This is a genomic window from Nocardioides rubriscoriae (genome assembly GCF_008087085.1).
Lineage (GTDB): Bacteria > Actinomycetota > Actinomycetes > Propionibacteriales > Nocardioidaceae > Nocardioides > Nocardioides rubriscoriae.
Genome location: NZ_VIYJ01000001.1, coordinates 316,716 through 339,561, shown reverse-complemented (window position 1 = coordinate 339,561; position 22,846 = coordinate 316,716). Strand labels below are relative to the sequence as shown.

The following is a 22,846-nucleotide window of genomic DNA, read 5'->3' as shown; positions in this document are numbered from 1 at the left end:
CATGTCCGACCGCCACCAACCCCAGACCGACGCCGCCACCCCCGGCGTCCCCCCCGAGGCCCTGCTCGTCACCGTCGCCCCCACCGGGGCCGAGACGACCAAGGCCGACTGCCCCCAGCTGCCCACGACGCTGGCCGAGCTCGTCACCGCCGCCCAGGAGTGCGAGGCTGCCGGCGCCGCGATGGTGCACGTGCACATCCGCGACGACGACCACCGCCCCAGCCTCGACGCCCAGCGCCTGGCCGACACCGTCGCCGCCCTGCACGCCGAGACCGACCTCGTCGTCCAGCTGTCGACCGGCGGCTCGGTGCACGACCCCCTCGACCAGCGCCTTAAGGTGCTCGACGCCGCCCCCGACTCCTGCAGCCTGACCATGGGCACCACCAACTTCGGCGACGACGTCTTCTCCAACCCCTGGCCGTTCGTCTGCGACCTCTACCAGCTCAGCCAGGAGCGTCAGGTGGTCCCCGAGTTCGAGCTCTTCGACCTCGGCCACGTCGCCGCCCTGACCCGCCTGCTCAAGACCTACGGCCTGCCCTACGGCGGCAAGGTCCACTGCGACTTCGTGATGGGCGTGCCGGGCGGCATGCCCGGCACCGCCGACGCCCTGGTGGCCGGCGTCGCGGCCCTGCCGCCCGAGGTCACCTCCTGGGGCGCCACCGGCATCGGCCGCACCACCCTCGCCGTCGGCCTCGCCGCGCTCAGCAAGGGCGGCCACCTGCGCGTCGGCATGGAGGACGTCCTCACCCTGGCCCGCGGCGTCCCGGTCGACAACAACCGCCAGCTCGTCGAGCGCGCCGTCGCCATGGGCGCCCTGGCCCAACGCCGCCCGATGACCACCACCGAGGCCCGCACCCTCCTCGGTACTCGCCCCCGCCCCTGACCCACCCCCACGGTGGACGAGGAGGCCGCCCGCGGCCGTCTCGAGACCACGAGACTGGACCTACGCTGGTCGAGGAGGCCGCTCGCGGCCGTCTCGAGACCACGAGACTGGACCCACGCTGGTCGAGGAGGCCGCTCGCGGCCGTCTCGAGACCACTCGACCGCAGCCCACCCCACCGACCCCCACGACCAGCCCTAGACTCCACACCCATGTTCAACATCCCCGACAACCTCCACCCCCAGTGCGGCCCGGTGGTGTGGCTGCTGGGCACCTGGCGGGGCAATGGCCACGGCGACTACCCGACGATCGAGCCCTACGAGTTCGGCCAGGAGCTGGTCTTCCAGCAGGACGGTCGCCCGTTCTTCCACTACTTCTCGCGCTCCTGGGTCCTCGACGCCGAGGGCAACAAGGTCCGCGAGGCCGCCCAAGAGACGGGCTTCCTGCGCTGCCTGCCCGAGGGCAAGCTCGAGCTGGTGCTGTCGCACAACACCGGCTTCAGCGAGATCTGGTACGGCGTGGCCGCGGCCGGCAAGATGGAGCTCCACACCGCAGGGGTCGGCTTCACCGAGACCGCCAAGGAGGTCACGGCGGGGCACCGCCTCTACGGCAACGTCGAGGGCGACCTGCTCTACGCCTACGACATGGAGGCCATGGGCCAGGAGCTGCAACCGCACCTGTGGGCCCGGCTGCAACGTGTCTAGCGTGTCTGATGTGCCTGAGGAGCCCGTCGGCCACGGCCACGGCCACCCCGAGACGACGCCTGACACCGACTGGCGCGCCGAGCTGCGCGCAAAGGGCTACCGCCTGACGCCCCAGCGCGAGCTGATCCTGGGCGCGATCGACGAGCTGGGCCATGCCACCCCCGAGGAGGTCCTGGCCCACGTCAAGACCCAGGTCTCCTCGGTCAACGCCTCCACGGTCTACCGCACCCTCGAGGTGCTCGAGGACCTCGGCCTCGTGCGCCACGCGCACCTGTCCGACCGGGCCCCGACCTACCACTCGGTGGCGGGTCACGAGCACTTCCACCTCAAGTGCCGCACCTGCGGCGAGGTCGTCTCGGTCGACGTCGAGGTGGCCTCGGCGCTCACCGACCGGCTGCGCTCCGACCACGGATTCGTCGTCGACACCGGGCATCTCACCGTGTTCGGGCAGTGCCAGGCGTGCACCGCAACGTAAGTTCACCCGCACGGGTGACACCGACACACACTGTTAACACAGGGCCGATGCCTCTTGCGCTCAACGAGTCACGGAGTCCGCGATTTGTGTGATTGACTGCGCGGACACGTCCACCCGAGCACCGCGTCAGGGAGATTTATCCACATGAAGAAGCTTTTCGCAGGCCTGCTGGCCGCGTTCCTCCTCACTGCCGGCCTCGTCGCCGCCACTGGCTCGCCGGCCCAGGCCGCCTGCGGCAACCCGCAGTACCCCGCCTGCTTCGAGACCAAGACGGGCCTGACCGTCAGCCCGACGGGCAATGGCCCCGCGCGCCGCACGTTCAAGGCCACGGTCCGCGCAGTCGGCACCACCGCCCGTCCCGTCGGTACCGTGACCTTCCGCTTCAAGCGCGTCGGCGGCGGCGTCTCGTTCGCGACCCGCACCCTGGGCTCGACCGGTCGCGTCACCATCACCCGCAAGTTCAAGCCGGGCAAGTACAACGTGACCGCCACCTTCACGGGCAAGAACGGCTCGATCTTCGACGACTCCAAGAGCGGCAACCGCCAGTTCCGCGTCAAGCGCTGATCGACCGTCCTGCCGCAGCAACTCTGATCCGTACCCCGGCGTCCACGCCGGGGTACGGATTGTTTTTGGAAGGGTCAGCATCACTGTGAAAGACAGCGTCTTCACCCTGCGTCGCCTCCTGATCGCCGTCGCCGTACTGGTGGTGGCCGCCGTGGCCTGGAGTGCCTGGCTGGGGTGGCGCACCGAGCGTGACCTCCGCGCAGCCGACGCAGCCGTCGACCGCCTGCAGGCTGCCGTCACCGACGGTGACGACGCCGCCCGCGATGCTGCCGTCGACGACCTGCGCGACGCGGCCGCCTCGGCTGCCGACCGCACCGATGGCTTCTGGTGGGCCGGCCTGACCAACCTCCCCGTCTACGGCGACGACGCCGCCGGCGTCGAGGCGCTCAGCGCCTCGGTCGACCTGGTCGCCCGGGACGCTGTTACGCCGCTCGTCGACACCGTCGACTCCCTTGACGGCATCGTCGCCGACGGACGCATCGACGTCGACCAAGTGGCGGCCTTGCAGCAGCCGGTCAACGACGCCGCCACTGCGATGCGTCAGGCCGTCGACCTGGTGGAACCGTTGGACTCTCGCGACTTCGCGCCGGCGCTGCGCACGCGGTACGACGACTACACCAAGCGGTTGGCCGAGGTCGCGGGCGACTTCAAAGCTGCTGGCACTGCGGTCGACGTGCTCCCCGCCATGCTTGGTGCGGACGGCCCACGTGACTATCTCTTCATCTTCCAGAACAACGCCGAGATTCGCTCAACCGGCGGTCTCCCAGGCTCATGGGCCCGCATCCATGTCGAGGACGGCAAGGTCGAGCTGCTCGAGCAAGGATCGGCCGGTGATCTCAACACCGACGAGCAGGTCGTCGAGCTCACCGCCGAGGAGGACGCCGTCTACGACGAGCTGCCGGCACTGTTCTTCCAGGATCCCAACTTCATCCCCGACTTCCCGCGCGCCGCCGAGCTGTTCGAGGCGTTCTGGGATCGAAAGTACCCAGACACCGACCTCGACGGCGTGCTGGCCCTGGACCCCGTGGGAATGTCCTACCTCATGGACGGTACCGGCCCGGTTCAGGTCGGTGACCTGACGCTAACAGCCGACAACATCGTCGATGAACTGCTGAGCAATACCTATCTCACGATCAAGGACCCGGCTGAGCAGGACGAGCGATTCCAGGCCGTCGCTCGAGCAATCTTCGAGGCGGCCACCGGCGACCTGGCATCGCCGATCGACTTCGTCCAGGGTTTCGCCAAGGCGGCCTCGGAGCGGCGATTCCTGGTGTCGCCGTTCGATCAGGATGACGCTGCTGTGCTCCGCGGAGCAACGATCCTCGGCGCACTCGCCGGGGACGACGGCGCAACGCCCCACGTGGACATCGGCCTCAACGACGCCACCGGATCGAAGATGTCTTACTACCTCCGCTACTTCACTGAGGTCAGGTCCCGCGGTTGTGAAGCGGGGACACAAAGCCTCACTGGCAGCATGACCTTCAGCCAGACCATCGGACCTAGGGCAGCCAAGGAGCTTCCGACCTACGTGACGGGCGGCGGGCAGTACGGGATTCCAGTGGGTACGCAGCTGGTTGCGCTGCGGATCTACGGGCCGTTTGGAGGCTCGATCAGCAATGTGCGCGTCGACGGGAAGAACATCGACACCGACTACGGCCTCGAGATCGATGGGCGCCCCGTGGTGACGACGGCGCCGATCATCGAGACGCTGGACAACGTCATAGTGACTTGGGACATGAAGACCGGCCCCGGGCAGGTTGGCGACGGTCGGACGACCGTGACGCCTGGGATCGCACCCGGACCCGGGTCCTCTAGGTTCCGGTCGGCATGCTCATGACCGGGAGTGAGAGCGGCCAGTCGACCGGAGATCTGACCGGTGGCGCTGGTGCTGCCAACGGTCGCGTCGCACGGCCGCGTATCGCCATTGCCCACGACTACCTCACGCAGCGAGGCGGCGCAGAACGGGTGGTCCTCGCGCTCTCCCGCATCTTCCCTGATGCCCCGATCTTCACGACGCTGTACGAGCCCGATCAGACCTACGACGAGTTTCGCGGTCTCGACATCCGAGTTTCGGCGCTGAATCAGGTGCGACTCTTCCGACGGGACCATCGTCGCGCCCTTCCGTTCCTGGCGTGGGCGGCGAGTTCAGTCCACATCGACGCTGACCTGGTCATCGCGAGCAGCAGCGGGTGGTCCCACGGATTCAGGACCCAAGGCCGCAAGGTTGTCTACTGCTACGCCCCGGCACGTTGGCTCTACGAGTCTGATCGCTACCTCGGCGATAGCGCGGGGATGTCTACCCGTGCTGCGCTCCGCGTACTCAGTCCGGCCCTCCGGCGATGGGACCGCCGCGCGGCGAGCAGTGCGGACGCCTATCTGGCGATCTCATCGGTCACGCAAGGTCGGATCAAGCGGGCTTACGGCTTCGACGTCGACGTTGTGCCCGCGCCCCACACTGTTGATGTTGCGCTCGTCCCCGATGATCGGCGGCTGCCGGCTCCCGGCTACTACCTGGTTGTCTCTCGACTGCTGCCGTACAAGAACGTCCGCGAGATCGTGGAAGCCTTCAGGGACCGTCCGACTCAACGTCTGGTGGTCATCGGTGCCGGCCCCCAGAAGGCCGAGCTGCAGCAGGCGGCGGCATCCAACGTCATCTTCCTCGAGGGGCTTACTGACGCCGAGATGGCCGGAGCCTACCGAGGGTGCCGCGCGCTCGTCGCCGCCAGCCACGAGGACTTCGGGCTCACTCCCTTGGAGGCTGCCGCCCACGGCAAGCCGTCGGTCGTCCTCCGGTGGGGTGGATTCTTGGACACTGTCATCGAGGGCTCGACGGGCATCTTCTTCAACGAGCCCCGTCCAGACTTGATCGCTGCGGCCCTTGACGAGTGCGGAAGCCGCACCTGGGATGCGGATGTACTTCGTCGTCGTGCCGATGACTTCAGCGAGCAGTCATTCGCGGCCCGCATTCGGTTGTGCGTTGACGAGATGTTGCAACAGGCTCCCCCATCAGTACGTCGAGAGGACAGTAGATGAATGAGACGCGCCGCGCTCTGATCACCGGGATCACAGGCCAGGACGGCGGCCACCTCACCGAGTTGCTCCACGAGAAGGGCTACGAGGTCTTCGGATTGATCCGCGGACAGCGGAACGCCCGGAAGGAGGCACTTGAGGCGGAGTTCCCTTATGTCAACATCATCGAGGCCGACCTGACGGACCAGACCTCACTGATTCAAGCAATGCTGACCTCGCAGCCCCATGAGGTTTACAACCTGGGTGCAATCAGCCATGTCGGATACTCCTTCCGCAACCCCCAGCTCACCGCCGACATCACGGCCAAGGGCGTGCTGAACCTGCTTGAAGCGGTGCGCGTGACCGGCATGGCGGACACCGCGCGGGTCTACCAGGCATCAACGTCGGAGATGTTCGGCGGCCTGGATTACAACCGGCCCGGTGCGGGCTACAACGAGGAGTCGCTGTTCCACCCTCGAAGTCCCTATGGCGTGGCGAAGCTGTACGCCCATTGGATTGCCCGGAACTACCGCGAGAGCTACGGGATGTTCGTCGCCACGGGAATTCTGTTTAATCACGAGGGCGAGCGGCGTGGCCTGGAGTTCGTCACACGCAAGATCACCAACGCCGTCGCAGCCATTCACCTTGGGCAGCAGGACCACGTCACCCTCGGTGACCTGTGGCCCAAGCGCGACTGGGGCTACGCAGGCGACTACGTCCGCGGTATGTGGCAGATGCTGCAGCACGATCAGCCGGACGACTTCGTCCTTGCGACAGGGGAGACGCACTCGATCGAGGAGTTTCTGACTCTTGCATTCGGTCAGGTTGGCATCGACGACTGGCGTCCCTACGTCAAGCAGGACCCCGAGTTCATGCGGCCCGCCGAGGTCGACATCCTGCTGGGTGACCCCAGCAAGGCTGAGCGGGTTCTGGGCTGGCGGCGTGAGGTGGACTTCCCGGGTCTGGTCAAGCGAATGGTCGACCACGACATCGCCCTGCTGTCGGGGCGCGCCCAGCCGCGCGTCGCTGAGCGCTGAGGGGGAGACACGATGAGGGTGGCCGTCACCGGCATCAACGGCTTCGTTGGCCGGCACCTGGCTGCAGAGCTCGTATCATCTGGGCACGAGGTCGTGGGAGTGGGCTTGGGGAGTCCTATCCCTGAGACAGCCGGTCTGCTCAGTGACCACATCCAGCACGACCTCACCGAGTCGTGGCCCTCCATCGACGTCGCGGCCGTCATCCACCTGGCCGCTCTGTCATCCGTGGGCCCGTCCTTCGATGACCCGCAGGCCTACATATCGGCCAACAGCCAGATGGTGACCCACCTGGGGGAGGCGTCCTTGCGGTCTGCGCAGCCGCCCAGGGTGCTTCTGGTGAGCAGCGGGGCTGTCTACTCGCCCGACCAGCAGATGCCCATCGACGAGGATGGTCAGATCGCCTTCGCCTCGCCGTACGCTGTGAGCAAGGTGCTCAACGAGAACCAGGCAGGTTATTACGCGCATCGTGGCTTGGCGTGGACGGTGGTCCGGCCGTTCAACCACATCGGACCTGGGCAAAGGTCGGGGTTCCTGCTTCCTGACCTGTATGACGCCGTAGCCCTAGCAGCGCGGAGCGGCGAGCCAGCGCTCGTAGGCGATCTGACGACGCAGCGCGACTACACCGACGTGAGGGACGTTGTGAGGGCCTACCGCCTGTTGGTCGAAGGTGGTGGCGCAGACGTCGGACCATTCAACGTCTGCTCGGGTCGCGCGGTGAGTGGCCAGGCCCTGCTTGGAGAGTTGCTCTCCGCGATGGGCGCGGAGAATGTGCGGATCGAGGTCGACGAGAATCGACTCCGGCCTACCGACCCTCGTTTGATCGTCGGGGACCACAAGCGTCTGCGTGATCTCTGTGGTTGGGTCCCCATCGTCGACACCGCAAGCACCGTTCGTGATTTCGTTGCGGAGTGCGATCGGGCCACGAGCCGCGGGGCCGCGCTGTGAGGGTCGCGTTCGTCGCGTTGGAGCCGATCGAGCCCGCGCGGTCCGGTGGTCAGATCCGGATGGCGGGGTTGGTCCAGGGGCTCGAGGCTGCCGGTCATCACGTCAAGATCTTCGATCCAGAGACGTACGGTATGGCGGCACGGGCCACCGCACTTCGACATTTTGTGAGCCCGAGACCGAGGCAGGGAAACATCAGAATTCTCGACGCGCTCACAGATGCCGTCGAGGAATCCGATCCGGACGTAATCCTGCTCAGCATCTCGTACTTGGCGCCGATGTTTCGAACCAAGACGCCGGTGGTCATCGATTTCCAGAACATCGAGATCGACCGCTACGCGTCCCTCGCCGCTCTGGCATCCGGACTGCACAAGGGCAGCGCGATACTTGAGTCCCTCAAGGCAAGGCGCTGGGAACCCCGAGCTGCGCGTGATGCCGCGCTCTGCATTGCTTGCACTCCCGAGGAGGAAGCGCGCCTCAAGGCGTGGGGCGCACGAACGTGCCTCGTCCCACACTCGTGTGACCCGCCTGCGGATTTCGCGCACTCGTCGCTGGATGCGCCTGTGCTCTTTCTCGGGTCCGGTGGGTATGCGCCGAACGACGATGCAGCCATGTGGCTCGTCACTACGGTTTGGCCCCACGTGCTCCGCCGACACCCGAAGGCTCAGTTACGAATCGTTGGACGTGGAACCGATCGATCGTGCCGGTCCTTGGCCAGCGATTCCGTCACGGTCGTGGGCGAGGTGGAATCGATCGATGACGAGCTTCGCTCGTGCGCCTTGACGGTTGCGCCGGTGAGGCGAGGAGCTGGCGCGCAGCTCAAGGTGGTGAGCGCCCTCGCGCACGGCCGCTCCATGGTCGCAACGCCGTACAGCATGCGCTCGGTGCCTTCCGAGTGCCGGCAATACGTCGCGCAGGCAAGTTCGTCGGAAGAATTTGCGGATCACGTGGTCCGCTTGCTGACCTCGCTCGATGACAGGCATGACGCGGAGAGCGGTCTCACCGCCGTGGATTGGGGCTGGAAAGCCGCGACCTCGTCCCTCATCCATGACCTCGAAGGTCTCTGCCGGCAGGGCTGATCGATTCACTGCTCCGACGCCAGTCGTTTGGATCGGGCTCGGTGGGGCTGTTGGCCATTGAGTAGAACTTGGTAACTCCCTGGCCGCTCACAGCCCACTGCACCGACCAGTAGGCCAACCACGGCAGGGCTAGACGGATGCCGTAGGTGATGTCGAAGCTGCCCCCGCCGATGAAGAATCGGAAGCAGATGACGGCCATCGCTACCGCAAGCAGGCCAGCACATTTCCGGTTGGCGAACGCAAACAGAACGCAAAGCAGGCCAAGGAGTGCCAGCCCGGCGAGGTAGCTGCCGCCGGCTAGTGTCAGGTAGCCGACCGGGGACAGGAACTGCCCGCTGTTGCGATACCCCAGGTATTTCCGCGAGATGTCGACCGAGAGATCCTGTGGCTTGTCGGGCCAGATGGATCGTGGAACGAAGGATCCGACCGCCAAGAGCAGATCAGCCGGGCGTGCCGGCTCGACGGGCGAGAGACGTTGAGACAGACGGTACCCATCGAGGGTGTCAACTCCGCCTTGGTACGGCGCCTCCAACGGGTTCTCCAGAACTGCGCCCACTGTCCCGCTGGCGGTGACGGCCTCGTCTCTCAAGGCAGCGCCGCGAAGTGCGGACATCACACTTGAGCCGAGGACCGCGATGATGGCGACGACGGCGATGACCAGGAAGACACGCTTTCGCCGAAGTCCGCCGCGATGAGCGACGCCGACCACAACGGCGAGGCCGATCACGACTAGCGGGCTGCGGGTCAAGGATGTTGCTTGGTACACAACACCGAGAGCAAACACCACTCGATGCACAGTCGCCAGCGAAGCGAGGTGGTACCCGAGAATCGCTAAGCCCGATACGTAAAAGGAGGCGATCAGATTCTGTACCCCGAGACCGCTCGTGCCTCGCGCTTCCGTCCCGGACACCAGCGTCGCGAAGGCGAAGAGGCCGGAACCGACACAGGCGTACGCCAGGACGAGGATGCCGGTCGACGGAGGGCGGTAGGTGCCCTCAAAGGCTCCGCGCGAAACCCGACTCATGACGAGGATCTCACCTGCGACGACGATGGCCAGCTCGACGGACCAGCGAACCAGCAAGTCGCTCAGCTCGCGGTCCGTGACGCCATTGAGCACACCGGCTGCGGTCAGCTTGCTTCGCAACTGAGAGTGGACGGCTAACTCTGCGGGCACGAACAGGCAGGTGATGTAGACGATGCAGGCCGTAGTCGAGAGGAGCACGCGACTGAGCTCACCCTGCGAGACCCATCGCCACGAACGAGTCAAGATCGCCGCACTGACGATCACGAAGAGCAGTAGCTCCATGGTGGGAATGCTCCGAACGTTGCGGCCGATGTCTGTCTCATTGTGCCCCAGGGAGACTGATGCCTCAGCTGAGTCGAGAGAGCCACCCCTGAGGATCGAGCGGGACGTCGGTCCTGACACAGTAGGCACATGTTGAGCGACCGCCGCGCGAGGCTGAATTGCCTCACTGTGACTTCTTGGAGTTCCGTCGCAATGAGCCAGGTGGAAGGTGCTTCGCGGTGATTAGGGTTCTCATCTGCGCACCCAAGCTGTTCGAGCCCGGCTCGTCGGGCGGCGGGGAGCGCTACGTCTCGGAGTTCGTCGCTGCCATGCGGTCGCAGCCGGGCATCGAGGTTACCGTGGTGTCTGGAATCGGTTACCGCGGATTGATGAAGCATGCGGATGATTCGGGTGACGACGAGCGGCTCGATGCGCGAGAACTGCGCCGGCTGGTCGCGGGTGCTTCCGTCGTGCATCTCTTCCAGCTCGACTCCCACGTCGCAGATCTAGTCTTGGCCTCGAGCCTGCGCACAGGTACGCCCGTTGTGCTCAGCGACCTGGGCGGGGGATGGCGGTCGATCGGGCGCGTCCTGGGCGCGCAGCGTTTGCGGATGATCGATGGGTTGGCCGCCATCAGCCACGTGAGCGCCCTTGATCTCGGTTGGCCGTTGGCGAAGCCGTTCCGCGTGATCTACGGGGGTGGGGACCACATCCTGCGATCGGTTGACCCAACCTCCCGACCAAACCATGGCGACTGGGACGTCGCCTTCGTGGGGCGCCTGATACCGCACAAGGGTCCCGACCTGCTCCTCCGGGCCCTGCCGGACAGCGCCCGATGCGTCGTCGCTGGCTCCGCCATGGACCACGACTACATCGACTCACTGCGGCGGCTCGCAAGTGGTAAGGACGTCAAGTTCGTCTCATCGCCCGCTGACTCCGATGTAGCCGCGGTGCTCGCCGGGTCACGGATCAGCGTGTCACCCACACGGTCTGTTATGAACGGTAAGCGGTTGCGCCGCCCGGAACTGCTCGGCTTGTCGGCCATCGAGTCCATGACCCTCGGAACGCCGTGCGTGCTGTCCGACATCCCTGCCTTCGGCGAGCTGGCCACGATCACGGGGATGCCGACGTTCACTGCTGACGACGTCGACTCGTTACGAGAGGTCCTCCAAACCGCCCTGAGCGACCCTCCCCCCATCGACCACCGGCGGCTGGCTACCCTCACCTGGGGGGGAGCTGCGCAGGAGTGCGTGCGCCTCTACGCGGAGGTTATTGCGAGCGCTGCTCGCTGACCCGGCGCGCGAAGACCTTTGCGGTCTCGTCCCATCCAGGGATGGTGACGGAGACGGGACGTATCCACTCTTCCCGCAGGACAACGTCGCGCAACGACTGCGCGTCCACCAGCCTGATCCGCTCCTCCCCGAACTCCGTCCAGAGCGACTGCAGCGCCTCCGTAGCGCTCGATCCGATGACCGGCCTGTTGCTCGCCAGGCACTCGAGAGCGAAGAGCGGGCGTCCTTCGCCCGGGTCCGAGGAGAGGAGTATCCCGAAGTCGACGGTGTTGATGAGGCCGACGACGTCGTCTGAGTAGCCGACGTAGTTTAGGGACTCCGGATGCAGGCGTGCTAACTCGGCCACCCGGTCGCTCAACGTGCCGGTGCCAGCGACTGTGAGGGAGAACCCCGGACTGCGCAACACCAGGTCGATGGCCTCGAGAACCCCCTTGTTCGTTTCCAAACGGCCCGCATAGAGGCCACGCCTGCGACCCGGCGCTGCGACGACGTTCCGCGGCGCGTCGACGCCTGCTGGCAGCAGGCACGGCTCGGCTCCCGCGGTTCGCAGGTCACGCGCGGCCACCGTCGAGGCGGCAAACGTCGCGTCGGCAAGCCGTGCGCTTCGCCTGTAAGCGCGCCGGACGACTGGAAGCTTGAGGATTGGACCGGGGACGGGGCCATGCTCGAGCAGTACGAATCGCGGTCCGAGCCGCCGTCCGCCCCACAGCAACTGCTCGAGCTTGTACTGCAGTAGGACGACGTCCGGCTTCTCAGACGTGATGAGGCGGTCGAAGATCTCCCTTTGTTGGCGCCAGGTGCCGAGGTTCGCGACCGCCGTGCTCCGACCGAGCTTCGGCCCCAGTTGCGTTGTCACCGACCGGATCCCTGGTCGCTGCGCCAGGTCGTCCGCGAGCGGCCCTGGCCGCGTCGCGATCGTCGTATCCCATCCGTCGGCCGCGAGTTCTTCGACCAGGCGCACGAGGTAGCGCTCACCGCCGCTCATCACGTCGGTGACGCACAGGGCGAGCAGCCGGCGACTCATCGTCGCTCCAAGACCAAGCGCTCAAGTGAGTCGAGGACTTCCGGTGCGGGAGGGACTGGTGTCCGCGGAACTTCCTTCCGGGGTGCCGACGCGAGGCGCTCAAGCGCGGCGGCCCAGCTGCGCTCTTCGAGGTCTGGAACGACCACGTCGGCCTGCTCGGCAAGACCACCAGCGCCGGACGCCAGCACCGTGGCTCCGTAGGACTTCGCCATTACAGCGACCGCTGACTGGCTCGCCACCGAGTAAGGCAGTGCGACAGCGCCTACGCTGGCTACGATCGCTGCCATACCCGGCAGGTCGAGATATCCGGTGTGCAGCAGCACGTTGGACCGGGGGCTTCGGGCGATCTGCTCTCGCAGAGAGTCGACGACTCCGAGGTCTTCGCCGGCGAGGACCAGTCCCACTCCTGCAGCCTCGGCTGCACGGACGAGCATGCCCAGGTTTTTGTCGGGTCGTAGCTGGCCCACCGCGCAGACTCGGAGATTCCGCTCTATTGTCATCTTGCGCCAGTAGGTCATCGTTGACTCGTCGATCGTGGGCGCGTACATGACCAGCTCGACCTGCTTGCACGGGCGGCCCGCTGACCTCAGCGTTTCCGCATCAACCCCGTTGTAGACGACGACGCAGGTGGCGGCTTGTGTGCAGAGGTCGAGTGCGCGCTGGGAGAGTCGTCGCCCACCGCGTTCGAACAAGTTGTGCGGAGAGAAGAGGACCCGTCGACACGTCAGGCGCGCAGCGACGATGAGCGCGAGGAACAGTGGTGGCTTGAAACCGCCCTGCACCCAGAGTGTCCTGCCTGAGGTGCGTAGCAGGTGCGGCACGGTACGCCCGAAATAGCCTAGAAGAATCCGCAGCGAGCGTCCGCGTGCAGTGTCACGGTGCCAGTCGAAGCACCGGCAGAAGTCGAGGTCGACGTCGGCCAGCTCGTGGTCAGTCGCTGTGTGCACCCGAGCACGCACCCCGCGGGATTCGAGCGCCTGCGCGACCGCCACCGTGTGCTGGAACACCCCACCTCGTCCGCCGGGCTCGAAAAGGTCGACCCTCGCAGGAGTGTGCCCGCTCATCGAATCCCAACCTCGCTCTTGGCCGGCGCGATCCGACGTGGATTGGTCCTCAGCAAGACGAGCGCCCCAGCCACGGATGCAGCGATCTGAGCCACCGCGGAAATCAGCGCGGCGTCGGTGGAGGACACCCTGCCCCACATGGCAGTGAAGCCGATCAGCGTGATGAGCACTGCTACCAGCGGCGAGATGGCCGACGAGCGCGGTCGAGCGCGACCCGCGAGGACCGCTGACTGGAACACGACAGCCGCAGTGCCGATGCTTCCCACCAGGAGGATCTGCACCGCAGCAACGGAGGGCTGGAAGGCCGAACCGAACGCCAAGGGCACCAACCAAGGTGCCGACACGACCACCACTAGGCACATGCCGAGTAGGGCGAACCAGTAGAGCCTGCCATCAGCGACGATCTCCCACGTGGTCTTACCAGCAGCGGCCAACGGCAGGGCTTCGCGACCGATGAGCGTAGTCACAATCAGCGGGACCTCAGCGACGGTCGCCGCGACGGCGTACAGGCCGAGCTGCTCCACCGACGACGCCGCCGGCATCAATGCCTGGTCGAGTCGCGAACCAACGAAGAGGGCAACAGACATCGGCCACGCGTAGACGGCGTAGCGAGACAGGCTTGCCCAGCTTGCTGGCTCGCCCTCATCATCACGTTCGCGTCTGCGAATCAGGATAGAGCTCGCCAGCAGCACGGCGAGGACCGCACCCAGTGAGTACCAGGTGGCGGAGGTCACAACCAGGGCTGCCGGGATAGCGATCGCCAGGACCCGGAACACTCCTGACAGGACACGCTCCAGGTCCAGCAACCCCCAAGCGGCCTTCGCCTGCCAATAGCCGCGCAGTACCTGCACGTAGGCGCCCAGCGGGATCAGTAGCCACGCGACTAGATAGACCGCGAGTGGAACCCCGGTCTGTGTGCTCAAGTGGCCGGCGACGAAGACCATCACGATGTAGGTCACGACACCGGGCGCCGTGACCAGGAGGAGTGATCGCCGTAGCGTGCCCGACGCTTGCGAGCCCGAACTTGCGAAGTACGTCATCGCCGTCGGGACACCCATGCACGCCAAGCCGGTGACCACCGTCATCGGTTGCAGCACGGAGGCGAACTCGCCGCGACCGTTGGGTCCCAGGGCGCGTGCCAGCAGAGGGGCCGAGATGAGCCCTAGCGCCGGAGCCGAGCCGTAAGCGAGAAGGCTGCGTATCCGAGAGGCCTGTGAGGTGCTGGCGCTCATGCCGTGCACAACTCGTCGACGAGGGCGCGCGCTGATTGCATCCGGGCGGACCACGTGTGAGGCGCAGACGCGGCCGACAACTCACGGGCGTGATCCTCGGAGAACTCCGAGATCAGGCGAACAGCCGTGCGACCGAACTCGGACGGCTCCATCCGCTCGAGGCCACGGACTTCGACGCCGTCGAGGCTCGGCATGCGAGTCGACAGGATGGAGAGACCTGCTGCCTGGTACTCGTAGACCTTCATCGGGAAGATGCCCGCTGTGTGCGTGTTCCGCAGGTAGGGGATGAGCCCAACCATGGAACGTGCCACTTCGCGGGCGAGCTCCTGAGGCGTCAACAAACCTAGATAGCTCACTCTCGGATGGTCCAGGAGGGCGAGGTCTCTCTCAGCGATCGGGTCGCCGTCAGCCGCCACCTCGCCGGCGATGACCACGTCGACGTCATGCGCGAGCAAGTCCCGCAGGCAGGCGAAATCAAACTTCGACGAAGCAAGGTGACCAGCGAAGATCGCGCGGGGTTGTCGTGGCTCGCAACCGATCGCCGAGGCGTAGAGATCCGTGTCGGCGACGTTGGTCCACACTCGCGCCTCGACGTCAGCCGACGCGCGGAGATGATCGCCGATCACCGAGCTGCTCACGATGACTGCATCAGCACGGCGAGCGAGCGTGCGCTCGGCCTCGAGCAAAGCCTCGGTCGGTACCCGCGGCAAGTGGTGCAGCAGGTCGACAGACTGATACACGGTTCGACCGACGTGGTCCTCCCAGCCGTAGGTCAACGGGCTGAATGTCCACAGGACGTCTCGATCATTAAGGGCCAGTCGGCGAGCGAGCCGCCGCATCAGCCGGCCATTAATGCGTCGCGCCATCGCGCTGCCGTGGAAGGGCAGGACGGTCGGGCTGACGACTGCCAAGTTGGGAGGCCGCACCCGAGGTCCTGACCGTGAGGTCGCCCCGGCGAGCCCGAGTGCGCGCCGTACTTTCAGCAACAGCCTTGCGAGATCTCGCCGCCCGAGTGTTGGGCGACGTAGGCCCAGCGAGTCGACGTACACGACGTCGAAGGACTCGGCCAGCCCAACGGCGATGTACTGCTTGTTGGTCCAGACCTCGCGATCGAAGTCCGCCGTGGAGAGTACAACTACTCGGGTCCGTGCTTCCAGTCGTTGGGTGTCGTCGTCATGACTCATCGAGGGCTCTCACCGTCACAGTATGCGGGCAGCAATGCGAACAGCTCAGTCACTGTCAGTCGCGCCCAAAGAGGTCGCGCGTGTAGACCCGGTCGGCCACGTCGTCGAGCACGTCGGTGTTGCGGTTGGTGATGATGACGTCGGAGCGCTTCTTGAACTCGTCAAGGTCGACCAGCACCTGGGAGTTGAAGAAGAGTTCGGTGTCCATGGTGGGTTCGTAGATCAGTACCTCGACGCCTTTGGCCTTCAGCCGCTTCATGACGCCTTGGATGCTGGAGGCGCGGAAGTTGTCGGACCCGGACTTCATGATCAGCCGGTAGATCCCGACCGTCGTGGGGTTGCGGCGCAGGATGTCGGCGGCGATGAAGTCCTTGCGGGTGCTGTTGGCCTCGACGATGGCGCTGATCAGGTTCTGCGGCACGTCGGTGTAGTTGGCCTGCAGCTGCTTGGTGTCCTTGGGCAGGCAGTAGCCGCCGTAGCCGAACGACGGGTTGTTGTAGTGGGTCCCGATCCGGGGGTCGAGACCGACCCCGCGGATGATGTGGGCCGAGTCGAGACCGTGGGTGGCCGCGTAGGTGTCGAGCTCGTTGAAGTAGGCGACGCGCAGCGCCAGGTAGGTGTTGGCGAACAGCTTGATCGCCTCGGCCTCGGTGGGGTCGGTGATCACCAGTGGCACGTCGTCGTCGAGGGCGCCCTCGGCGAGCAGCGCCGCGAACTGGCGCCCGCGCGGACTGGTGTCACCCACCACGATGCGGCTGGGGTGCAGGTTGTCGTGCAGCGCCCGACCCTCGCGCAGGAACTCGGGGGAGAAGATGACGCAGGCGCCCGGGTGGGCGGCCCGCAACCGCTCGGTGAAACCCACCGGCACCGTCGACTTCACCACGACCGCTGCGGTCGGCTCGGTGGCCAGCACGGCGGCGATCACGCTCTCGACCGAGGAGGTGTCGAAGTAGTTGGTGGTCTCGTCGTAGTCGGTCGGGGTGGCGACGATGACGAAGTCGGCGCCGGGGTAAGCCGCCTGCGCGTCGGTGGTCGCCGTCAGGTGCAGCGGCCGGTTGGCCAGGTAGTCCTCGAGCTCGGTGTCCTCGATCGGGCTGACGCCCTTATTGACGAGGCTGACCCGCTCGTGGTCGAGGTCGACCGCGACCACTTCGTGGTGCTGGGCCAGCACGACCGCGTTGGACAGGCCGACGTATCCGAGGCCGACGACGACGATCTTCATGTGGGGAAGCCTAGGTGGGATCTGGCGCAGGTGCTGGGGGAGTGGGGGATATCTCGTGTGCTGGGGGGTGGGTTGGGCGGCTGCGGGGGTGGGGTCTCGTGACGGTCGCGGGCGACCTCCTCGACCTCCGTGTGGTTGCGGGGGTGGGGTCTCGTGACGCTCCCTAGCGGGAGCTCCTCGACCAGCGTGGGGTTGCGGGGTGTCGACCAGCGCGTGGGGACGTGCGAGGGGCCCGGTCCTGGTGGACCGGGCCCCTCGTCGTCGTGCTGGGTCAGCTGGCGGAGTTGATCATGCCGGCGCCGACGGTGATGCCGGTGGCCTCGTCGATGAGGATGAAGGAGCCGGTGGTGCGGTTCTGCGAGTAGGGGTCGCACAGCAGCGGCACGGTGGTGCGCAGCTGGACGCGGCCGATCTCGTTGACGCCGAGCTCCTTGGTCTCCTGGTCGCGGTGCAGCGTGTTGACGTCGAGGCGGTACTGGATGTCCTTGACCAGGGCACGGGCGGTGCGGGTGGTGTGCTTGATGGCCAGCTTCTGCCGCGGCTTGAGCGGGGTGGTGGTCATCCAGCAGACCATCGCGTCGATGTCCTGGCTGGGGACGGGTGCGTTCTTGACCCGGGCGATCATGTCGCCGCGCGAGACGTCGACGTCGTCCTCGAGGCGCACGGTGACGCTCATCGGCGGGAAGGCCTCGGTGATCTCGCGGTCGAACAGGTCGATGCCGGCGATCTTGGAGGTCATCCCCGAGGGCAGCACGACGACCTCGTCGCCGGGCTTGAGGATGCCGCCAGCGACCATGCCGCCGTAGCCCCGGTAGTCGTGGTGCTCGTCGGACTTGGGGCGCACGACGTACTGGACCGGGAAGCGGACGTCGACCAGGTCGCGGTCGGAGGCGACGTGGACGTGCTCGAGGTGGTGCATGAGCGTGGGACCGGAGTACCACGACATGTTCTCGGAGCGGTTGACGACGTTGTCGCCGGCCAGCGCCGAGATCGGGATGACCTCGAGGTCGGGGATGTTGAGCTTGGTCGCGAACTGGGTGAACTCGGCGTGGATCTTCTCGTAGACCTCCTCGGAGAAGTCGACGAGGTCCATCTTGTTGACCGCGAGCACCAGGTGGGGCACCCGCAGCAGCGACAGGATCACCGCGTGGCGCCGCGACTGCTCGGTCAGGCCCTGACGGGCGTCGACGAGCACCAGGCCGAGGTCGGCGGTCGAGGCGCCGGTGACCATGTTGCGGGTGTACTGCACGTGGCCCGGGGTGTCGGCGATGATGAACTTGCGGTTGGGCGTCGCGAAGTAGCGGTAGGCCACGTCGATGGTGATGCCCTGCTCGCGCTCGGAGCGCAGACCGTCGGTCAGCAGCGCGAGGTCGGTGTAGTCGTAGCCCTTGGACGCGCTGGTGGCCTCGACGGCCTCGAGCTGGTCGGCGAAGATCGACTTGGAGTCGAGCAGCAGCCGCCCGATGAGGGTGGACTTGCCGTCGTCGACGGAGCCGGCGGTGGCGAAGCGGAGCAGGTCCATGTTGGTGGGCTGCGTGGTCTGCGTGGTCTGGTCGGCCATCAGAAGTAGCCCTCCTTCTTGCGGTCTTCCATGGCTGCCTCGGAGAACCGGTCGTCGCCGCGGGTCGCGCCACGCTCGGTGAGGGTGGCGACGGAGACCTCTTCGATGATCTCGGCGATGGTGGACGCGGTCGACTCGACGCACCCGGTGAGGGTGATGTCGCCGCAGGTGCGGAAGCGGACCGTGCGCTCCTCGACGACCTCGCCGTCGCGGGTCGGGTTGAGCGGGGTCTCGCTCATCAGCATGCCGTCACGCACGAAGACGCGGCGCTGGTGGGAGAAGTAGATGCTGGGGATCTCGATGCCCTCGCGGCCGATGTAGTCCCAGACGTCGAGCTCGGTCCAGTTGGAGATCGGGAAGATCCGCATGTGCTCGCCGGCGTGGATGCGGCCGTTGTAGAGGCTCCACAGCTCGGGGCGCTGCATCTTGGGGTCCCACTGCCCGAACTCGTCGCGGTGGGAGTAGACGCGCTCCTTGGCGCGGGCCTTCTCCTCGTCGCGCCGCCCGCCACCGAACAGGGCGGTGAAGCCGTTGTCCTCGATGGCGTTGAGCAGGGTCGCGGTCTGCATGCGGTTGCGGCTGGTCTTGCCGTCGTCGACGACCACGCCGTTGGCGATGGCGTCGTCGATGCTGGCGACCACGATGCGCACGCCGAGGCGGTTGACCCAGCGGTCGCGGGTCTCGAGCACCTCGGGAAAGTCGAGCCCGGTGTCGATCTGCAGCAGCTGGAACGGGATCTTGGCCGGGTAGAACGCCTTCTCGGCCAGCCGCAGCATGACGATGGAGTCCTTGCCGCCGGAGAACATCAAGACGGGCTTCTCGAACTCGGCGGCGACCTCACGGAAGATGTGGATCGACTCCGCCTCCAGCTGGTCGAGCTGGCTGAGCCGGTAGTCGGCGTGCGTGGTGGTCATGGGAAGGGAACAGCGCCTCTCGCAGGGGACAGCAACGAGCATCGTAGCCGCGGATCAGGTGAGGAGGCGAAGCGACCAGTTTGTCGAGACGCTCACACCACTTAGCGGGCTCACGCGGACCCTCCCAGACTCCGCGGGCGCGTGCCAGGTCTGGACCGGCGTCGGGTGGGTACGGGCGTCCCATGGTTCTCGGGAACGGTGACGGTGGGGGCTCGGTGGCGACGCCGTTCGAGCTGTGGTGCGAGCGCAACGGGCTGTGGCCGGACGATCCGGACGCCTGGGAGCGCTATTGCCTCTCGGACGAGGGGGCCCGCGTCAGCGGCGTACGCGCACCGACGTGCTGACCTTGACCACGGTCACGTAGCCGGGCTTGGTGGCCCGGGTCGCGACCCGGACCGGCAGGCCCCGGTCGCGGCGCCGTAGCTGGAAGGTCCGCGCGGTGGCACCGCGCACGACCTTGCCGTCGACGAGCCACTGGACCCGGACCGTCACCCCGGGGTCGTGGGCCCCGACGACGGCGCGCAGGGTGCGCCCGACCCGGGTCACCCCGCTGATCCACGGCCGGGGCCGCCGGGCCTGCACCCCACGGGCCACCGTGACGGGGGCGCTGGTGCGACTGGCGGCGGCGTAGCCGGTGCGGGTGCCGGTGACGGTGACCGTCAGCGCCTTGTCGACGTCGCCCGCGACGGGCGCGTACGTCGCCTCGGTCGCGCCGGTGATCGGCGCGCCGGCGCGCCGCCACTGGTAGGTGAGGGTCGCGTCGGGGTCCCAGGCGCCGGGGAGGGCGGTGAGGGTCTGGTCGACCCGGGCCACGCCCTCGACGGTCGGGGTGGCCGACGCGACGTCGGTGAGGCTGACGGTGAGGGTGGAGGCGCACGCGCCGCAGTCGGCGCCGAGCGTGCGCCCGCGGGCGCCGACGGCGAGGGGGCCGGCGACGGGGTGGTCGAGCGTGGCGGTGACGGTCGTCGTCGCGGTGCTCCCGACGGCGGTCGCGGGCACGGCCCAGACCAGGGTGTCGCCCGAGCGGGTCACGCCGGCGGGCAGGGCGCCGAGGGTGCCCTGGGCAACCAGGTCGGTGACGTCGACCTCGACGGTCGAGGCGCCGGTGGGGACCTTGCCTGAGTTGACCGCGCGCAGCGTGTAGGAGACGGCGCTGCCGCCGCCGACCGTGGCGCCGGTGGCGGGGCTCGAGGCCAGCGACAGCTCGTAGGCGACCGGCCAGGCCGCGGGCTTGGTGGTGCCGTAGACCCAGGTCTGGAAGAAGTCGGTCAGGTCGTAGCCCGACACGCTCTCGGCCAGGGCGATGAACTGGGCCGTGGTGGCGCTGCTGCCGCCGTAGGTCTCGATCCACGTGCGCATCACCTCGGTGAAGACGGCGTCGCCGAGCGAGGAGCGCAGCGCCTCCAGCGCGATCGCGCCGCGGGCGTAGACCTGGCTGCCGAACAGGTCGGCCGGGTCGGTGAAGCCGGCGGCCGGCGTCGCCCAGAACGCGGCGTTCGACGAGCTCCAGTCGGCGTAGTACGTGTCCTGGGTCGAGGCCGAGCCGTTGAGGTCGGCGGCCAGCTGGGTCTCGAGGTACGTCGCGGGGCCCTCGTTGAGCCACACGTCGCCCCAGTCGGCGGGCGACACTGCGTCGCCGAACCACTGGTGGGCCAGCTCGTGGAAGAGGGTCGGCTCGTCGATGGAGTTCTCGAAGTAGGGCCGGTCCTGGGTCTCCAGGGCGTAGCCGAGCGAGGAGACGTCGAGCACGAGGCCGGTGCTGCTGCCGGGGTAGGGGCCGTAGTGCTTCTCCAGGCCCTTGAGGATCGCCGACAGCTTGCCGCGCGAGGTCGCGAACTGGGTGCTGCCGGCGGCGGTCGGGTCGGCGTAGGACCACTCGTGGGTGGTGCCGGAGGTCAGCGCGACGTCGGACTCCGAGACGGTGTACTGCCCGATGCCGACCATCGCCAGGTAGGTCGCCTGCTGCTTCGGCTGCTCCCACGTGAAGGTGCGGGTGGTCGCCCCGGTCTCGGTCGAGGTGAGGACGCCGTTGCTGACCGCCACCCGGTTGACGGCGACCGGCAGGGTGCTGAAGGGCACGGTCACCGTGGTGGTGAAGGTCGCCTTGTCGCGCGGGGTGTTGTTGTTGGGGAACCACGTCATCGCGCCGACCGGCTCGTTGAGCGCGACGGCGCCGCTCGCCAGCCCGGTGGTGGCGACCCAGCCCTCGCTCGAGCCGTCGGGGTCGGTGTGGCTGGTCGGGGTGCCGGCGTAGGTCACCTCGACGACGAACGCGCCGCTGACCGGGGTGGCCGGGGTGACGACGAGCTTGAACGCCGGGTCCTGGTTGATCCGGCTGAAGGCGGCGTCGACACCGTCGACGGTGACCCTGCTGACCGTGAGGCCCTCGAGGTCGAGGGAGAGCTGCGACAGGGGCTCGCCGGTCGTCGATGCGCTGATCCGCGCGGTCGCGGCGATCGCGCCCGACGTCTGCCAGGCGAGGTCGAGGTCGTAGTGGCTGACGTCGTAGCCGCCGTTGCCCTGGGCGGGGAACAGGCTGTCCCCGCTGGTCTGGGCCCCGACCACGGCCGGCGTCGCCGCGACCGACGGGCTGGTCGTCGGGGCGAGGAGGGCGGCCGCGACGGCGAGGCCGACGGCCGCACCGGTCCAGGCGCGGGGGTGGGACATGCGGGGCCTCCTCGTGGTGGCCCCGGGATGGCGCCGTCCGCCAGTCTCAACGATCGAGCACGGCCGTGGGTAGGGGACCGGCTGTTGCGACTGGGTTACGCCCGGTGCTCGCGGCGCACCCACAGCGCGGCGAGCGCGGTGGTGCCGACCAGCCAGATCGCGATGATCGGCAGGTCGGAGGCGTGCACCCCGTGCTCGTTGGTCAGCGTGAGGATGACCGGGCTCGACTCCGGGCCGTCGGTCAGCACGAACGCCGCCGCGAGCAGGAAGTGGGTCACGACGGCGGTCGCGAGGAGCAGGCGGTCGAGCACCCTGACGAGGATAGGCCGGGCGGGGTGGTGGCTCGGGCCTGACGTCAGCGGGTGGCGTGCGACGACTTACCGGACATGCCCTCCGCGACGCCGATCAGCAGGACGGCGGCGATGATGGCCACGACCGCGCCGAGGACGTTGAGCTCGAAGATGTCGCCGGTGCCCAGGGCACTGGCGACGACGCCGCCGATGACCGAGCCGACGAGGCCGAGCAGGAGCGTCGCGACGATGGAGAGGTTCTGGCGGCCGGGCTTGATGAGGCGCGCGAGCGCGCCCACGACGAGGCCGAAGACGATGAAGCCGAGGATCGCGAACATGGGGGTTCCTGACGTTGGGTGGGGGGGTGGTGCGACGAGCAGACCGGCGTGCCCGATGCTCCACTGTCGCGCGCGGGGGCGGT

The 22,846-nt window shown here is 67.3% G+C and carries 21 protein-coding genes; 10 read left to right on the top strand and 11 right to left on the bottom strand.

Going from position 1 to position 22,846, the window contains the following annotated elements:
* Position 1 precedes the first annotated feature (1 nt).
* The 9 genes from FZC61_RS01660 (at position 2) to FZC61_RS01620 (ending at position 8,690) form a co-directional block, all read left to right on the top strand.
* Positions 2 to 883: a beta-keto acid cleavage family enzyme gene (locus FZC61_RS01660; RefSeq protein ID WP_148611832.1), complete on the top strand. Its 882-nt coding sequence runs from the start codon at positions 2 to 4 to the stop codon at positions 881 to 883.
* 209 nt (positions 884 to 1,092) lie between these two features.
* Positions 1,093 to 1,584 carry a heme-binding beta-barrel domain-containing protein gene (locus FZC61_RS01655; RefSeq protein WP_148611830.1) on the top strand — a complete coding sequence of 164 codons (492 nt, stop codon included), beginning with the start codon at positions 1,093 to 1,095 and terminating at the stop codon, positions 1,582 to 1,584.
* A gap of 10 nt (positions 1,585 to 1,594) precedes the next feature.
* The gene (locus FZC61_RS01650) at positions 1,595 to 2,059 is read left to right on the top strand and encodes a Fur family transcriptional regulator (RefSeq protein ID WP_148611828.1); all 465 of its coding nucleotides are present in this window, start codon (positions 1,595 to 1,597) and stop codon (positions 2,057 to 2,059) included.
* A 144-nt stretch (positions 2,060 to 2,203) separates the two neighbouring features.
* Positions 2,204 to 2,623 (top strand): Ig-like domain repeat protein, encoded by a 420-nt coding sequence (locus tag FZC61_RS01645; RefSeq protein WP_148611827.1) that lies wholly within the window; start codon positions 2,204 to 2,206, stop codon positions 2,621 to 2,623.
* A gap of 85 nt (positions 2,624 to 2,708) precedes the next feature.
* Positions 2,709 to 4,460: a DUF4012 domain-containing protein gene (locus tag FZC61_RS01640; protein WP_148611825.1), complete on the top strand. Its 1,752-nt coding sequence runs from the start codon at positions 2,709 to 2,711 to the stop codon at positions 4,458 to 4,460.
* The gene (locus FZC61_RS01635) at positions 4,451 to 5,656 is read left to right on the top strand and encodes a glycosyltransferase (RefSeq protein ID WP_211357034.1); all 1,206 of its coding nucleotides are present in this window, start codon (positions 4,451 to 4,453) and stop codon (positions 5,654 to 5,656) included. The genes FZC61_RS01640 and FZC61_RS01635 overlap by 10 nt, the downstream gene beginning before the upstream one ends.
* Positions 5,653 to 6,669 (top strand): GDP-mannose 4,6-dehydratase, encoded by a 1,017-nt coding sequence (locus FZC61_RS01630; RefSeq protein WP_148611823.1) that lies wholly within the window; start codon positions 5,653 to 5,655, stop codon positions 6,667 to 6,669. The genes FZC61_RS01635 and FZC61_RS01630 overlap by 4 nt, the downstream gene beginning before the upstream one ends.
* 12 nt (positions 6,670 to 6,681) lie before the next feature.
* On the top strand, positions 6,682 to 7,614 hold the full coding sequence (locus FZC61_RS01625) for an NAD-dependent epimerase/dehydratase family protein (RefSeq protein ID WP_148611821.1): 933 nt from the start codon (positions 6,682 to 6,684) through the stop codon (positions 7,612 to 7,614).
* On the top strand, positions 7,611 to 8,690 hold the full coding sequence (locus FZC61_RS01620) for a glycosyltransferase (protein ID WP_148611819.1): 1,080 nt from the start codon (positions 7,611 to 7,613) through the stop codon (positions 8,688 to 8,690). Before FZC61_RS01625 ends, FZC61_RS01620 begins: the two co-directional genes overlap by 4 nt.
* On the opposite strand, the gene FZC61_RS01615 is transcribed toward FZC61_RS01620, so the two are convergent.
* Positions 8,653 to 9,996 (bottom strand): hypothetical protein, encoded by a 1,344-nt coding sequence (locus tag FZC61_RS01615; protein ID WP_148611817.1) that lies wholly within the window; start codon positions 9,994 to 9,996, stop codon positions 8,653 to 8,655. The genes FZC61_RS01620 and FZC61_RS01615 overlap by 38 nt on opposite strands.
* A 218-nt stretch (positions 9,997 to 10,214) precedes the next feature.
* On the opposite strand from FZC61_RS01615, the gene FZC61_RS01610 reads away from it, so the two are divergent.
* Positions 10,215 to 11,267 carry a glycosyltransferase family 4 protein gene (locus FZC61_RS01610; RefSeq protein WP_148611815.1) on the top strand — a complete coding sequence of 351 codons (1,053 nt, stop codon included), beginning with the start codon at positions 10,215 to 10,217 and terminating at the stop codon, positions 11,265 to 11,267.
* Here FZC61_RS01610 and FZC61_RS01605 read toward each other — a convergent pair.
* From FZC61_RS01605 to FZC61_RS01560, 10 genes are all read right to left on the bottom strand, one after another.
* The gene (locus FZC61_RS01605) at positions 11,245 to 12,291 is read right to left on the bottom strand and encodes a glycosyltransferase (RefSeq protein ID WP_148611812.1); all 1,047 of its coding nucleotides are present in this window, start codon (positions 12,289 to 12,291) and stop codon (positions 11,245 to 11,247) included. The two genes, FZC61_RS01610 and FZC61_RS01605, sit on opposite strands and share 23 nt — an antisense overlap.
* The gene (locus FZC61_RS01600) at positions 12,288 to 13,298 is read right to left on the bottom strand and encodes a glycosyltransferase (RefSeq protein WP_148611810.1); all 1,011 of its coding nucleotides are present in this window, start codon (positions 13,296 to 13,298) and stop codon (positions 12,288 to 12,290) included. The genes FZC61_RS01605 and FZC61_RS01600 overlap by 4 nt, the downstream gene beginning before the upstream one ends.
* Before the next feature lie 53 nt (positions 13,299 to 13,351).
* Positions 13,352 to 14,587, bottom strand: coding sequence for an oligosaccharide flippase family protein (locus FZC61_RS01595; protein WP_148611808.1), 1,236 nt, complete (start codon positions 14,585 to 14,587; stop codon positions 13,352 to 13,354).
* On the bottom strand, positions 14,584 to 15,771 hold the full coding sequence (locus tag FZC61_RS01590) for a glycosyltransferase family protein (RefSeq protein WP_148611805.1): 1,188 nt from the start codon (positions 15,769 to 15,771) through the stop codon (positions 14,584 to 14,586). The genes FZC61_RS01595 and FZC61_RS01590 overlap by 4 nt, the downstream gene beginning before the upstream one ends.
* A 55-nt stretch (positions 15,772 to 15,826) precedes the next feature.
* Positions 15,827 to 16,993: a nucleotide sugar dehydrogenase gene (locus FZC61_RS01585; protein ID WP_148611803.1), complete on the bottom strand. Its 1,167-nt coding sequence runs from the start codon at positions 16,991 to 16,993 to the stop codon at positions 15,827 to 15,829.
* Between the two features lie 271 nt (positions 16,994 to 17,264).
* On the bottom strand, positions 17,265 to 18,554 hold the full coding sequence (locus tag FZC61_RS01580) for a sulfate adenylyltransferase subunit 1 (protein WP_148611801.1): 1,290 nt from the start codon (positions 18,552 to 18,554) through the stop codon (positions 17,265 to 17,267).
* Positions 18,554 to 19,468: a sulfate adenylyltransferase subunit CysD gene (gene cysD, locus FZC61_RS01575; protein ID WP_148611799.1), complete on the bottom strand. Its 915-nt coding sequence runs from the start codon at positions 19,466 to 19,468 to the stop codon at positions 18,554 to 18,556. The genes FZC61_RS01580 and cysD overlap by 1 nt, the downstream gene beginning before the upstream one ends.
* A 315-nt stretch (positions 19,469 to 19,783) precedes the next feature.
* Positions 19,784 to 22,135 carry a M1 family metallopeptidase gene (locus FZC61_RS23880; RefSeq protein WP_148611797.1) on the bottom strand — a complete coding sequence of 784 codons (2,352 nt, stop codon included), beginning with the start codon at positions 22,133 to 22,135 and terminating at the stop codon, positions 19,784 to 19,786.
* Between the two features lie 95 nt (positions 22,136 to 22,230).
* Entirely contained in the window at positions 22,231 to 22,446 is a 216-nt protein-coding gene (locus tag FZC61_RS01565) for a hypothetical protein (protein ID WP_148611795.1), read from the bottom strand.
* 44 nt (positions 22,447 to 22,490) lie between these two features.
* Positions 22,491 to 22,763: a GlsB/YeaQ/YmgE family stress response membrane protein gene (locus tag FZC61_RS01560; RefSeq protein WP_246142460.1), complete on the bottom strand. Its 273-nt coding sequence runs from the start codon at positions 22,761 to 22,763 to the stop codon at positions 22,491 to 22,493.
* Positions 22,764 to 22,846 lie beyond the last annotated feature (83 nt).